Consider the following 14,553-nt stretch of genomic DNA (forward strand, 5'->3'; position numbering starts at 1 on the left):
TTTCTTTTTAACCCTATCGAATGAAATTTATAACTTAAGAAATAATAGTTATATACGAGTGAAAGGGGATGCGAAATGACAGAACGTGATCGATATACAAATGAAGAAAAAGAAGCTGAGCCAAAAGAAGCTGGAAAAGAGGTTTCAATAGTCGAAAAAATTCAACAGCTTGGACAGACAAATGTACCACAGATGAATGAATCACGTATTCATTGTTTAACGATTATCGGACAAGTGGAAGGTCATGTTCAATTACCACCGCAAAATAAAACAACAAAATACGAGCATATCATTCCGCAAATTGTTGCGATTGAACAAAATCCGAAAATTGAAGGTTTGCTTTTAATATTAAATACGGTTGGAGGTGACGTTGAAGCTGGGCTAGCAATTTCTGAAATGGTAGCTTCACTTTCAAAACCAACAGTGTCTCTAGTTTTAGGTGGGGGACATTCCATCGGTGTACCGATTGCTGTTTCTACTGACTATTCGTTTATTGCGGAAACTGCGACGATGACAATTCATCCAATTCGTTTAACAGGTCTTGTCATAGGTGTGCCACAAACATTTGAGTATTTGGATAAGATGCAAGAAAGAGTCATTCGTTTTGTGACGAAGCACTCGAAAGTAACAGAAGATCGTTTTAAAGAGCTTATGTTTGCGAAAGGAAATTTAACGCGAGATATTGGGACGAATGTAATTGGTGGGGATGCAGTAAAGTACGGTCTTATAGATGATGTAGGCGGTATTGGAAATGCTATTCGAAAATTAAACGAATTAATAGATGTTCGCGCGGAAGATAGTACAGAAGGGACAATGCTACAATGATTTTATATACAATTATGCCAGAGCAACTTGTGTATCCGGCCGATTATTCACAATGTGAAAGTCAAAAAGTCGTAAATATAAATGGTGTGGAATTAATGGTTTCTGAAGAGGAACATGGATTTTATTCTATTGTACGTGTGCTAAGTACGGACCCACTTCATTATTTAGAGTTTGAGCCCGGTCAGAAAATAACCTTTTAGCAAAAAGAAGGATTTTGTTTAGAAGCTATGGTATAATATAAAAAACAAGACGGTTGAGCAGCCATGAGTAGGCTGCTTTCTTCTGTTTATTTAGCATTTTACAAGAAGTGTAAAAATAGAAGATATAAAGACCTGAAAAATAGAGAAAACAGACATATAAATAGAGCATTTTGAGGGGAGCTTTACTTATATGTAGAACACGAGGTGAAGAAATGGCAAAACAAAAGCAAAGAGGGACGAAGTCAAAGGCAAGACGTACGATAAAGCCAACTTTGTATTATGAAATTGTCGGTTTAACTCTTTTTGCACTTTCAATCATTACGATTTTACAGCTAGGCGTTGTAGGGAAATCGTTTGTGTTATTTTTTCGCTTCTTCTTTGGTGAGTGGTACATAATTGGTGTGTTAGGTGTAATAGCTTTATCGGTTTCCTTTGTTATAAAACGCGGATGGCCGAACCTTTTAAATAAACGATTAATTGGATTTTATTTAATTGTATTGGCGATATTAATGTTTAGTCATATTACATTATTTAACCTTCTTACAAAAGATGGAGCAGTGCAAAATACTTCTGTTATTGTGAGTACGAAAGATAACTTCTTTCTTGAAATGAAAAAGGGGCCAGATAGTGTTCATTTAGGTGGTGGTATGTTTGGTGCGCTTATGTTCGCAACATGTTACTTCTTATTTGACGAAGTAGGAGCTTATATCATTGGTATTATTCTAGTTATTCTCGGTATACTTTGTATAACAAATAAGCATATTGGAGAAGTGTTAGCTCCAGTTGGTAGAATTCTTAGAAGTCAGTTTCAAGTGATGCAAGGGGATTATAAAGATTGGAGAGCTAAAAGAACGGCTGAACAAACAGAAAAGAAAAAAACAACAAGAAGCACAAGAAGCAAACGTGCTGCAGAACAAGAAGAAATTATTGAGCCGATGGAAGAAATCTCAATTGATCCTCCGATTATTTCGAATTTCACTGAGAATTATCCTGTAAATGAAGAAGAGGATAAACGAATCGAAGTAGAGCAAGAAGATTTGATCACTTCAACGTTTATTGAAGAGACTCCGCCAATTGAAGAACCAAAGAAAAAGCGTGGAGAAAAAATTGTTGAATCGTTAGAGAGTGAAGCGCAAGCACCTCCTATGCAATTTTCAAATGTAGAAAATAAAGATTACAAGCTTCCTTCACTTGATATATTAAAATTTCCAAAGAATAAGCAAGTTACAAATGAAAATGCGGAAATTTATGAGAATGCTCGTAAATTAGAGCGTACATTCCAAAGTTTCGGAGTGAAAGCGAAAGTAACAAAAGTACATAGAGGTCCGGCAGTTACAAAATATGAAGTGTATCCTGATATGGGGGTAAAGGTAAGCAAAATTGTCAGTTTAAGTGATGATTTAGCCCTTGCTTTAGCTGCAAAGGACATTCGTATTGAAGCGCCAATTCCCGGGAAATCAGCTGTAGGGATCGAAGTTCCGAACTCAGAAGTTTCGATGGTAACGCTGAGGGAAGTTCTTGATTCTAAGGCTAATAATCATCCGGAAGAGAAGTTGTTAATTGGTCTTGGCCGAGATATTACAGGTGAAGCTGTATTAGCCCGTCTAAATAAAATGCCTCATTTACTCGTAGCTGGTGCGACAGGTAGCGGGAAAAGTGTATGTATTAACGGTATTATTGTTAGTATTTTAATGCGTGCAAAACCGCATGAAGTAAAATTAATGATGATTGACCCGAAAATGGTAGAATTAAATGTATATAACGGTGTGCCTCATTTATTAACGCCAGTTGTAACTGATCCGAAAAAAGCATCGCAAGCATTGAAAAAAGTTGTGAGTGAGATGGAACGTCGTTATGAATTGTTTGCTCATAGTGGTACACGTAACATTGAAGGATACAACGATTATATAAAAGAGCATAATAGTCAATCAGAAGCGAAACAACCCGAATTACCTTATATTGTAGTAATTGTGGACGAGTTAGCAGATTTAATGATGGTTGCTTCGTCTGATGTAGAGGATGCGATTATGCGTCTAGCGCAAATGGCTCGTGCTGCTGGTATTCATTTAATTATTGCAACGCAACGTCCGTCAGTTGACGTTATTACGGGTGTTATTAAAGCAAATATTCCATCACGTATTGCATTCGCTGTATCTTCTCAAACAGATTCTCGTACAATTCTTGACGGTGGTGGCGCAGAGAAGCTACTAGGTCGTGGAGACATGCTGTTTATACCAATTGGTGCATCGAAACCTGTACGTGTACAAGGCGCATTTTTATCAGATGATGAAGTTGAGAGAGTTGTAGAATATGTTATTGGACAGCAAAAAGCACAATATCAAGAAGATATGATTCCGCAAGATGTTCCTGATACGAAGCAGGAAGTAGAAGATGAATTATATGATGAAGCGGTTCAACTTGTAGTGGAAATGCAAACAGCATCTGTTTCTATGTTACAACGTAGGTTTAGAGTAGGTTATACGCGAGCTGCTCGCCTAATTGATGCAATGGAAATGAATGGTGTAGTAGGTCCGTATGAAGGTAGTAAACCGAGAGAAGTGCTCATTAATGATGTACAAGAAAAAAGTTCTTAAAAAAAGCCTAATTGTTTTTACAATTAGGCTTTTTTATATAGTGTTTTTGTTATATACTATACTCAGCAATAAAGAAAGGGCTTACATTTAGAGGTGTTCTTTAGAATACGAATACTTTGATTATGTTTTGTGTAAATGTTCGATATTTAATGCAGAAAAATGTTAGATTTTGTTGACACGTATGAGAGCAAGTGGTAAGATTACTTCGAAAAGAATCACTGCCTCATATAATCTTGGAGATAAGGTCCATAAGTTTCTACCTGGCAACCATGAATTGCTAGACTATGAGGGGAAAAGTGTGTAACAAAGGATGTAAAGGATCTTTGTGCCGAACTTTTTCTCGAAATGAGGAATGTTTATGGTGCAAAGTTTTTTTTATGCAATAAAGAGTGAAAATTTTATTTAAAAAAATTATTATTATTTATTCGACAATTACGCTTATTTTGGTGTTTAGTCATTTGTACTATGTTGTAAGTTGAAAAAAGAGAAAAGAAGTCTTACATCAGAGGTCGAATAATTGAAATGCGGGGGAGTCTTATGTCAGTAAAATCCGATAGTCGTCACCTATATCTACGGGTGATTGATCACATCAAAGAAAAAATTAAAGATGGGGCTTATAAAGAACGACAAAAGTTACCATCAGAGTTTGATTTAGCGAAAGAACTTGGCGTAAGTAGAGCGACTTTAAGGGAAGCATTGCGTATTTTAGAAGAAGAAAATGTTGTCATTCGTAGACATGGTGTAGGGACATTTGTAAATGCAAAGCCATTATTTTCTTCTGGAATAGAACAACTTTCTAGTATTACAGATATGATTTCTAGTGTGGGGAAAACACCAGGAACAATCTTTTTATCATCATCTACTACAACTTTAACAGAAGAGGAAAAAGAGAAGTTTAATAGTGAAGATGGTTTTAATGCAGTGATGATTGAACGCGTGCGTACAGCAGATGGGGAACCTGTTGTGTATTGTATCGATAAACTTGCAAAAGAAATATTGCCAGATTTATCGGGTTACAATGAGGAATCATTATTAACGGTGATACATAATAACACGCATAAGCGCATAACATATGCGGTTGCTCACATTGAGCCAATTGGCTATCACCCTAAAATCTCACCGATTTTAGAATGTGAGCCTGAAACAGCGCTGCTTGTATTAAAACAAATGCACTACGATCAAAATGATGAGCCAATCTTATATTCTATCAATTACTTTAGAGCTGATAAATTTAGCTTCCACGTATTAAGAAAGCGTATGTAGGTAAATTCCTTTTTAGGGAGGTGACAGCAAGAAGTAAGGAACAGCAGCGTATAAAAAATAGACAAATCATTTCAGGAGGGGTTTCTAGTATGAAGAAAAAAACAGGTCTTTTATTATCATTAACATTAGCAGCAAGTACGGTGTTAGGTGCATGTGGTAACTCGGATAAGGCGAGCAGTGATAAGAAAGAAGATAAAGACTTCAAAGTTGGTATGGTAACGGATGTTGGGGGCGTTGATGATAAATCATTCAACCAATCTTCTTGGGAAGGTTTGAAAAAGTTTGGTAAAGATAATGGATTAAAGGAAAAGACAAATTATCGTTACCTACAGTCTGAAAAAGAAGCAGATTATATTCCAAACTTAAAGAAATTTTCAAAAGATAAGTATGATTTATCTTTCGGAATCGGTTATAAATTAGAAGGTGCAATTAAAGAAGTTGCAAAAGAATCTCCAAAACAACAATTCGCAATCGTTGATACTGTTGTAGATGCACCGAACGTAACAAGTATTACATTTAAAGATCATGAAGGATCATTCCTTGTAGGTGCGGTAGCAGCTATGTCAACAAAATCGAATAAAGTAGGATTTGTTGGTGGAATGAAAAGTGATTTAATTAGTAAATTCGAAAATGGATTTAAAGCTGGTGCAAAGGCAGTAAATCCAAACATTGAAATCGTATCTGAATATGCGGAAGCATTTGATAAACCTGAAAAAGGTACAGTTCTTGCATCAGCAATGTATGGTCAAGGTGTAGATGTAATTTATCATGCTGCTGGTGGTACAGGTAACGGTGTGTTCACTGAAGCGAAAAACCGTAAGAAAAAAGGTGAAAATGTTTGGGTAATCGGTGTTGACCGTGACCAACATCAAGAAGGTATGCCTGAAAATGTAACATTAACTTCAATGATTAAACGTGTGGATGTAGCTGTAGAAAAAGTAGCTAAAGAAGCAAAAGATGGAAAATTAAAAGGTGGAAAAATTGAAGCGTTTGGTTTAAAAGATGACGGTATTGGTATTTCAAAAACAACTGATAACGTGAAAAAGGTTAACCCTGAAATTTTAACAAAAGTAGAAGAGTTTGAAAAGAAAATTACAGATGGTGAAATTAAAGTACCGGCTACAGATAAAGAGTATAAAGAATATGAAGCTTCTCTAAAAAAATAAATAGAGAAATAGCAAAGGTTAGTTCATAGAACTAACCTTTGTATGTATAAAAATTCCAAATCGCTTAATAAGTTAATAGTGTAATAGGGAATGTTCCCTGTTAAAAGGAGGAACGAAATGGAATACGTAATTGAGATGAATAACATTACGAAAGTATTCCCAGGCATTGTAGCGAATGATGATATTACGCTGCAAGTAAAGCAAGGAGAAATACATGCTTTACTTGGAGAAAATGGTGCAGGGAAATCCACATTGATGAATGTACTATTTGGTTTGTACCAACCAGAGCAGGGTGAAATTAAAATTAAAGGTAAACCTGTAAAAATCACAAATCCGAATATAGCAAATGACCTTGGTATTGGAATGGTCCATCAACACTTTATGCTTGTTCATAATTTTACAGTTACAGAGAATATTATTCTCGGAAATGAACCGAAGAAAAAAGGGAAAATTGCTGTTGAGGAAGCTGCTAAAGAAATTCAAAAATTGTCTGAACAATACGGTTTAGCTGTAAATCCATATGCGAAAATACAGGATATTTCAGTGGGTATGCAACAGCGTGTTGAGATTTTGAAAACTCTTTACCGCGGTGCAGAAATTTTAATATTTGATGAACCGACAGCCGTGTTAACACCACAAGAAATTCATGAGCTAATTCAAATTATGAAAAAGCTTGTACAAGAAGGAAAATCTATTGTTCTTATTACACATAAGTTGAAAGAAATTATGGAAGTTTGCGATCGTTGTACGATTATTCGTAAAGGAAAAGGGATTGGAACGGTTGACGTTGCAAATACGGATGAAAATAAACTTGCAGAATTAATGGTCGGACGTCAAGTGAATTTTAAAACAGAAAAAATAGACGCGAAGCCAAAAGAAGAGGTACTTTCAATTGCAAACCTTGTTGTTCACGATGCACGTCAACTACCTGCTGTAAAAGGCCTTGACTTAACTGTTCGTGCGGGGGAAATTGTTGGGATTGCAGGGATTGATGGAAACGGACAAAGTGAATTAATAGAAGCAATTACTGGTTTACGAAAAGTTGAGTCAGGTTCTATTGCAATTAAAGGAAAAGAAATAACAAATTGGCCTGTTAGAAGAATAACAGAAGAAGGAATTGGTCATATTCCAGAAGATCGTCATAAACACGGACTCGTACTTGATTTTTCTGTTAGAGATAATATAGTTCTTCAAACGTACTATAAAAATCCATTTTCAAAGAAAGGGATTTTAAATTTCAGCAAAATTACAGAAAAAGCAAAGGCTCTTATTGAACAGTTTGATGTACGTACACCTAGTGAGCAAACGTTAGCACGCGCTCTATCTGGGGGGAATCAACAAAAAGCAATTATTGCACGTGAAGTAGACCGAGATCCAGATTTATTAATTGCGGCACAGCCAACACGTGGTTTAGATGTAGGAGCAATTGAATTTATTCATAAGAGATTAATAGAGCAAAGGGATAAAGGAAAAGGTGTATTACTTTTATCATTAGAGTTAGATGAAATCTTAAATGTTAGCGATCGAATTGCTGTTATTTATGAAGGGGAAATTGTAGCAATAGTTGATGCGAAAGAAACGAATGAACAACAGCTTGGATTGTTAATGGCTGGAGGAACAAAGAAGGAGCAGGTGGGTACAAATGGCTAAAAAGCTTTTAACAGAACGAACGATAAATATTTTAGTCCCAGTACTATCCGTTATTTTCGGCTTACTTGTAGGAGCGATTGTAATGCTAGTTAGTGGCTATGATCCAATTGTTGGTTATAGTGCACTTTGGACAGGAATGTTCGGCAGCGCAAGTGCGATTGGTGAAACTCTCCGTACAATGATACCGCTTATTCTTGCTGGCTTATCGGTGGCGTTTGCATTTCGTACAGGCTTATTTAATATCGGGGTAGAGGGTCAATTGTTAGTTGGTTGGCTTGCAGCAGTTTGGTTCGGTTATGCAGTTTCGCTACCAGCTGTTCTTCACATGCCGTTATCAATTTTATTTGCAGCATTAGTAGGTGGAATTTGGGGTTTCATCCCTGGATATTTAAAGGGGAAATTTCAAGTTAATGAAGTTATTGTAACAATTATGATGAACTATATTGCTTTATACGTAACATATGACATTATTAAGCGTTTCTTACACGAGGGTAATGATAAAACGTATGACATTAAAGAGAGTGCGTCACTATCTTCAGACTGGCTTGCTTCTATTACTGATGGTTCACGTCTACACTGGGGAATTATTGTAGCAATTTTAATCGCTATTTTAATGTGGTTCTTATTAGATCGAACAACTTTAGGTTACGAATTAAAGTCGGTAGGATTTAATCAGCATGCCTCTCAATATGCAGGTATGAAAGTTTCTCGTAATGTAGTATTCTCCATGACAATTGCTGGTGCATTTGCGGGGATTGGTGGAGCGATGGAAGGATTAGGGACATTCCAGAGTATGACAGCGATGTCTTCGTTTACAGGAGTAGGGTTTGATGGGATTGCCGTAGCATTACTTGGAGGGAACAATCCGTTTGGTATAATCCTTTCAGCTTTATTGTTTGGTGGTTTGAAAAGTGCTTCCCCTCAAATGAACTTTGAGGCAGATGTACCGTCAGAGCTTATTAATGTAATTATTGCATGTATCATCTTCTTTGTTGCATGTAGTTATGTGTTAAGATGGGCGCTTACACGCATGAGCAAGGAGGGGAAATAAATGAGCTTTTTAGATATATTAGCCATTCTTGTGACGGGTACGTTATATACATCGGCACCTATCATTTTCACAGCACTAGGTGGTGTATTTAGTGAACGATCAGGTGTTGTAAATATCGGATTAGAAGGACTAATGCTATTTGGTGCATTTATTGGAGTTGTTACAAACTTATTGATGGGTGATACTTGGGGAACGATGACTCCGTGGATTGCGTTATTATTTGCGGCAATTGGTAGTGGTTTGTTTGCATTACTTCATGCGGTAGCTTCTATTACATTCCGAGCAGATCAAGTTGTAAGTGGTGTAGCAATTAACTTCTTATCTCTTGGATTAACGGTATTTGCAATTAAGAAGATTTTTGATAAAGGACAGACTGACTTTATTCAGTACCGTATTGAAAAGATTGATATTCCAGGCCTTTCAGATATTCCGGTTTTAGGGAAAATATTCTTCTCTAACGTACCAATAACGTCGTATATTGCCATTATTTTAGCATTCGTTGTTTGGTATGTTATTTATAAAACACCGTTCGGTCTTCGTCTTCGTGCGGTTGGTGAGCATCCAATGGCAGCGGATACGATGGGGATTAACGTATATAAAATGCGCTATATTGGCGTTTGTATATCAGGGGTGTTTGCTGGAATTGGTGGAGCAATTTTTGCGATGTCAATTTCTAATAACTTCTCAGGGGCAACTATTACAGGACAAGGTTTCTTAGCATTAGCTGCTATGATTTTTGGAAAGTGGAATCCACTAGGTGCATTAGGTGCAGCGCTATTCTTTGGTTTTGCACAATCATTAAGTGTAACAGGTGGAACAATTCCTGTATTAGATCAAATTCCGAGTGTTTTATTAACAATATTACCGTATGTATTCACAATATTAGCACTCGTTGGTTTTGTAGGTCGTTCTGAAGCTCCGAAAGCATTAGGAACTCCTTATGAAAAAGGAAAACGATAAGTATAAAAAGCTCGCACATTAGTGCGGGCTTTTTTACATAGACTATATTTAATACGGAATTTTACTATGTTCCTTACATATTACAGTTTTTAGAAAGGGCCTTATGTAAGTATAGTGAGGAAGAAAAGTTGATTTTTCATTTCTAAAAACTGTATATTGAAGAGGAATATTCCTATATACGTAAAGGAGGGCTATAAATGAAACTAATGGAACAACAACTACATGAGTTAGGTGGTTTGCGCGTACATATTATTCCGACTGATAAATATAAAACGAATACCTTTGTATTTCGTTTTAAAGCGCCTTTAAATGAGGAGACGGTGACAGAGCGTGCCCTATTGCCATACGTATTGCAAAGTGCGACAGAAAAATTACCTTCTGTAATTCGTCTTCGTCAATATTTAGAAGAATTATACGGATCTTCTTTAGCGGTAGATGTAAGTAAAAAAGGGGAAGACCATATTATCTCCATTTATGTAGACATTGCAAATGAAGTTTATTTACATGATGCACCACCGTTATTTGAAAAAGCGCTTTCTATGTTGTCAGATATCGTGTTACATCCAGCAACGGAGGAGAACGGTTTCCTATCTTCTATCGTAGAAAGTGAAAAAAGAGCACTGTTACAGAGAATTGAAGCTACTTATGATGATAAAATGCGTTATGCAAACGAGCGTTTAATTGAAGAAATGTGCAAAGTAGAACCGTATCGTTTAAGTGCAAATGGAAAAAAAGAGAGTGTTACGTCTATTACAAATGAAAGTCTGTATCAATATTATCAAAAGGTGCTAGCGGAAGATGAAATGGATTTATATATTATTGGTGATATTTCAGAAAACGCCGTTGATCTTGTAAGTAAGTATTTTTCTATTTCAGCTCGTCCAGTGAGAGAAAGAAATGTACTCCTTCATAGACGAAATAATGAAGAAAAAGAAGTTGTTGAAAAACAAGAATTAAAACAAAGTAAATTACACATCGGTTATCGTACATTTGTCACATATAAAGATGAAGATTATTTTGCATTGCAATTGTTCAATGGATTGTTTGGTGGCTTTTCTCATTCGAAGTTATTCGTAAATGTGCGTGAAAAAAATAGTTTAGCGTACTATGCAGCATCGCGCTTTGAAAGTCATAAAGGTTTATTATTTGTTATGTCAGGAATCGAAGCGAAAAATTATGAAAAAGCAGTTGAGATTATTAAAGAACAAATGCTTGCGATGCAAAACGGAGAGTTTTCTGAAGAAGAAATACATCAAACAAAAAGTGTCATCCAAAATCAAATATTAGAGGCAATTGATACACCACGTGGTTTTGTAGAAATGCTATATCATGGTATTATTTCAGATCGTACACGTCCAGTTGAAGAATGGCTTACCGGTATAGAAAGTGTGACAAAACAAGAAATTGTAAAAGTTGCTAAAAATATTGAACTAGATACAATTTACTTTTTACAAGGAACGGAGGGAGAGTAAATGGAGAAAATTGTTTATGAACAATTAAAAGAAACACTCTATTATGAAAAACTTCCTAATGGATTAGATGTATATGTTTTACCGAAACAAGGATTTAATAAAACATTTGCGACGTTTACGACGAAATATGGTTCTGTAGATAATACATTTATACCATTAGGGAAAGAAGAAATGATTCGTGTGCCTGATGGAATTGCACATTTTCTTGAGCATAAATTATTTGAAAAAGAAGATCACGATGCTTTCCAATTGTTTAGTAAACAAGGGGCATCGGCAAATGCTTTCACATCTTTCACAAGAACAGCTTACCTTTTCTCATGTACATCAAATGTAGAACAAAATTTAAATACATTGTTAAACTTTGTACAAGAGCCTTACTTCTCTGAAAAAACCGTTGAAAAAGAGAAGGGTATTATTGGGCAAGAAATTCAAATGTATCAAGATAATCCAGATTGGCGCTTATATTTTGGATTAATTGATAGCTTGTTTGTAAAGCACCCGATTAAAATTGATATTGCAGGGACGATTGAGTCTATTAGTAAAATTACGAAAGACCTACTATATGAATGTTATGAAACGTTTTATCATCCAAGCAATATGTTAATGTTTGTTGTAGGTGCAATTGATCCAGAAAAAACGATGGATTTGATACGTGAAAATCAAGCGAAGAAAGATTATAAAAACCAACCAGAAATAGTACGTTCATTCGAAGAAGAACCAGATGAGGTAAATGAAAAGAAGAAAATTATTTCAATGCCTGTACAAACTCCGAAATGTTTAGTTGGTATTAAAGCGACAAACTTAAAAGAAAAAGGGGAAGCTCTTTTAAAACAAGAAATTGCGCTTACGTTACTTTTAGATTATTTATTTGGGAAAAGCTCCGTTCATTACGAATCTTTATATAACGAAGGGCTCATTGATGATTCGTTCTCGTATGATTATACAGAAGAGAATAACTTCGGTTTTGCAATGGTTGGCGGCGATACGAAGCAACCTGATGAGCTGGAAGAGCGTTTGAAAGGTATTTTATTAAACACAAATTATGATCAATTAGATGAGGCGGCATTAGAACGAGTGAAGAAAAAGAAAATAGGTGGCTTTTTACGTTCCTTGAATTCACCGGAATATATTGCAAATCAATTTACACGATATGCGTTTAATGAATCGAGTCTGTTTGATGCATTGACTGTATTAGAAAGTCTAACGGTTCAAGATTTACAAGAAGTAGCTCAATTACTATTATCAGAAGAGAAAATGAGTGTTTGCCAAGTTTTACCTAAAAAATAAAAGGTTTCATAACAATACCCTCATCTTATCATTGATAAATTGTAAGATGAGGGTATTATTTATTTGTAGGGAAAAGATTTTTTTGAGATAAGAGAGGAATTGTATGAAAAAGTATGCATTAGTAACTGGAGGAAGCGGAGGGATTGGCTCTGCTATTTCGAAACAATTAATTCAAGATGGATATACAGTATATGTTCATTATAATAACAGTGAAGAGAAAGTGAATGAGTTGCAGAAAGAATGGGGTGAAGTAATTCCTGTTCAAGCGAATTTAGTTTCTACTGATGGGGCAGAGCAATTGTGGAAACAAATTGAACATCCTCTTGATGTTATCGTATATGCAGCTGGGAAGAGTATTTTTGGACTCGTAACAGATGTAACGAACGATGAATTGAATGATATGGTAGAACTTCAAGTGAAGAGTATCTATAAATTATTATCGATGGCATTGCCATCTATGATTCAACGGAGAGGCGGTAATATTGTACTTGTTTCGTCTATATGGGGACAAATTGGAGCGTCATGTGAAGTGCTTTACTCGATGGTAAAAGGTGCGCAAAATTCATATGTGAAAGCTTTAGCAAAAGAAGTTTCATTAAGTGGAATAAGAGTGAACGCGGTGGCGCCAGGTGCAATTGAAACGGAAATGTTAAATGTATTTTCAGAAGAGGATAAGAATGAAATTGCGGAAGAGATTCCGTTAGGACGATTAGGATTACCAGAAGAAGTAGCAAAAACTGTGTCATTTCTCGTATCATCAGGTGCATCTTATATAACAGGACAAATTATCGGAGTAAATGGCGGGTGGCATTGCTAAAAATTTCTTACATAAAAAATGAAAAACTGTACAAATTAAGCATGATTCTATTACTAAGTAGTGAGGTGCTTACACATGTCAGTTTTAGATAATTTTGATCAATGGAAGAGCTTTTTAGGAGAACGTTTAGAACAAGCGCAAGGAAAAGGTCTTGATGGTGGTGCTGTATCAGATATGGCATTTCGTGTTGGTGATTATTTAGCAAATGAAGTAGAAGCACGCAACGATCAAGAGAAATTATTAGCTGAACTTTGGAAAGTTGCTGACGAACAAGAGCAACATACAATCGCAAACTTAATGGTAAAGTTTGTACAACATAAGTAAAAAATAGAGAGGAGAATCTCCTCTCTATTTTTTTTGCATAATAATTGAAAGGGATAGATTATACATTTAGCTTCCCTATTAAGGTGAAATCATATAATATAGTACGTAGGTGTAAAGTAAGCAAGGGGAGTGATCTTGGATGATTGAATGGTATTTTGAATATGAAATACATAAAAACCGACCTGGCTTGCTTGGTGACGTTTCTTCGTTAATCGGTATGCTTGGCATTAATATTGTCACAATTAATGGTGTAGATAATGCACGACGTGGATTACTCCTTATGTGTGATAATCAAGAGCAAATCTCTAGACTTGAATCAATTTTAAATACGATGGATAACATAACGGTAACGAAATATCGTCCGCCAAAGCTAAGAGATAAGCTAGCGGTTAGACATGGTAGGTACATACAACGAGATGCAGATGATAAGAAGACATTTCGGTTTGTGCGTGATGAATTAGGGTTACTTGTAGACTTTATGGCTGAAATAATGAAAAAAGAAGGTCATAAACTAATTGGTATACGAGGAATGCCTCGTGTCGGAAAAACAGAATCCATTGTTGCTGCAAGTGTTTGTGCAAATAAAAGGTGGTTATTTGTATCATCTACTCTTATTAAGCAAACTGTTCGTAGTCAATTAATTGAAGATGAGTATAGCGATGACAATATTTTCATCCTAGATGGAATTGTGTCAACGAAGCGTGCTAACGAAAGACATTGGCAGCTCGTTCGTGAAATTATGAGATTGCCTGCAACGAAAGTTGTAGAACATCCTGATGTATTTGTGAGTCAGTCAGAATACACATTGGATGATTTTGATTATATTATCGAGTTGCGTAACGATTATGATGAAGAAATTCAATATAATTTAGTAGATGAAATTGAGCAAGGTACGCAAAATAATTTCTCTATGTTTGACTTTTAAAGAAATATTGAGGTGTTAG

13 protein-coding genes and 1 riboswitch are annotated in these 14,553 nt (G+C 35.7%); all 13 genes read left to right on the top strand.

Translation table 11 applies throughout. From position 1 onward, the window contains the following. The first annotated feature begins 75 nt into the window (after positions 1-75). The 13 genes from tepA (at position 76) to MR143_RS22460 (ending at position 14,534) form a co-directional block, all read left to right on the top strand. Positions 76-825 carry a translocation-enhancing protein TepA gene (gene tepA, locus MR143_RS22400; RefSeq protein ID WP_000139808.1) on the top strand — a complete coding sequence of 250 codons (750 nt, stop codon included), beginning with the start codon at positions 76-78 and terminating at the stop codon, positions 823-825. Continuing rightward, complete coding sequence (locus MR143_RS22405) at positions 822-1,025, top strand: YlzJ-like family protein (protein ID WP_000605023.1); 204 nt, start codon at positions 822-824, stop codon at positions 1,023-1,025. Before tepA ends, MR143_RS22405 begins: the two co-directional genes overlap by 4 nt. Before the next feature lie 212 nt (positions 1,026-1,237). After that, positions 1,238-3,619, top strand: a complete 2,382-nt coding sequence (locus tag MR143_RS22410) for a DNA translocase FtsK (RefSeq protein ID WP_001118802.1) — start codon at positions 1,238-1,240, stop codon at positions 3,617-3,619. 203 nt (positions 3,620-3,822) lie between these two features. Then, a riboswitch (purine riboswitch) is annotated at positions 3,823-3,924 on the top strand. A gap of 232 nt (positions 3,925-4,156) precedes the next feature. Next, positions 4,157-4,882 carry a GntR family transcriptional regulator gene (locus tag MR143_RS22415; protein WP_000114182.1) on the top strand — a complete coding sequence of 242 codons (726 nt, stop codon included), beginning with the start codon at positions 4,157-4,159 and terminating at the stop codon, positions 4,880-4,882. 89 nt (positions 4,883-4,971) lie between these two features. Next, positions 4,972-6,048: a BMP family lipoprotein gene (locus MR143_RS22420; RefSeq protein ID WP_000730604.1), complete on the top strand. Its 1,077-nt coding sequence runs from the start codon at positions 4,972-4,974 to the stop codon at positions 6,046-6,048. 117 nt (positions 6,049-6,165) lie between these two features. After that, the gene (locus MR143_RS22425) at positions 6,166-7,698 is read left to right on the top strand and encodes an ABC transporter ATP-binding protein (RefSeq protein ID WP_000456911.1); all 1,533 of its coding nucleotides are present in this window, start codon (positions 6,166-6,168) and stop codon (positions 7,696-7,698) included. Further along, positions 7,691-8,749 carry an ABC transporter permease gene (locus MR143_RS22430; protein ID WP_001085260.1) on the top strand — a complete coding sequence of 353 codons (1,059 nt, stop codon included), beginning with the start codon at positions 7,691-7,693 and terminating at the stop codon, positions 8,747-8,749. The genes MR143_RS22425 and MR143_RS22430 overlap by 8 nt, the downstream gene beginning before the upstream one ends. Then, on the top strand, positions 8,750-9,709 hold the full coding sequence (locus MR143_RS22435) for an ABC transporter permease (RefSeq protein ID WP_000008857.1): 960 nt from the start codon (positions 8,750-8,752) through the stop codon (positions 9,707-9,709). Positions 9,710-9,906: 197 nt separating this feature from the next. After that, positions 9,907-11,181 carry an EF-P 5-aminopentanol modification-associated protein YfmF gene (yfmF, locus tag MR143_RS22440; RefSeq protein WP_000772411.1) on the top strand — a complete coding sequence of 425 codons (1,275 nt, stop codon included), beginning with the start codon at positions 9,907-9,909 and terminating at the stop codon, positions 11,179-11,181. After that, positions 11,182-12,468, top strand: coding sequence for an EF-P 5-aminopentanol modification-associated protein YfmH (yfmH, locus tag MR143_RS22445; protein ID WP_000411968.1), 1,287 nt, complete (start codon positions 11,182-11,184; stop codon positions 12,466-12,468). 103 nt (positions 12,469-12,571) lie between these two features. Then, positions 12,572-13,285 carry an elongation factor P 5-aminopentanone reductase gene (ymfI, locus tag MR143_RS22450; protein ID WP_000759623.1) on the top strand — a complete coding sequence of 238 codons (714 nt, stop codon included), beginning with the start codon at positions 12,572-12,574 and terminating at the stop codon, positions 13,283-13,285. 75 nt (positions 13,286-13,360) lie between these two features. Continuing rightward, positions 13,361-13,609, top strand: a complete 249-nt coding sequence (locus tag MR143_RS22455) for a DUF3243 domain-containing protein (RefSeq protein WP_000114454.1) — start codon at positions 13,361-13,363, stop codon at positions 13,607-13,609. 139 nt (positions 13,610-13,748) lie between these two features. Beyond that, positions 13,749-14,534 carry a DUF3388 domain-containing protein gene (locus MR143_RS22460; protein WP_000574107.1) on the top strand — a complete coding sequence of 262 codons (786 nt, stop codon included), beginning with the start codon at positions 13,749-13,751 and terminating at the stop codon, positions 14,532-14,534. The last annotated feature ends 19 nt before the right edge of the window (positions 14,535-14,553 follow it).

The organism is Bacillus cereus group sp. BfR-BA-01347 (assembly GCF_022663835.1).
GTDB classification, from domain to species: Bacteria; Bacillota; Bacilli; order Bacillales; family Bacillaceae_G; genus Bacillus_A; species Bacillus_A thuringiensis_K.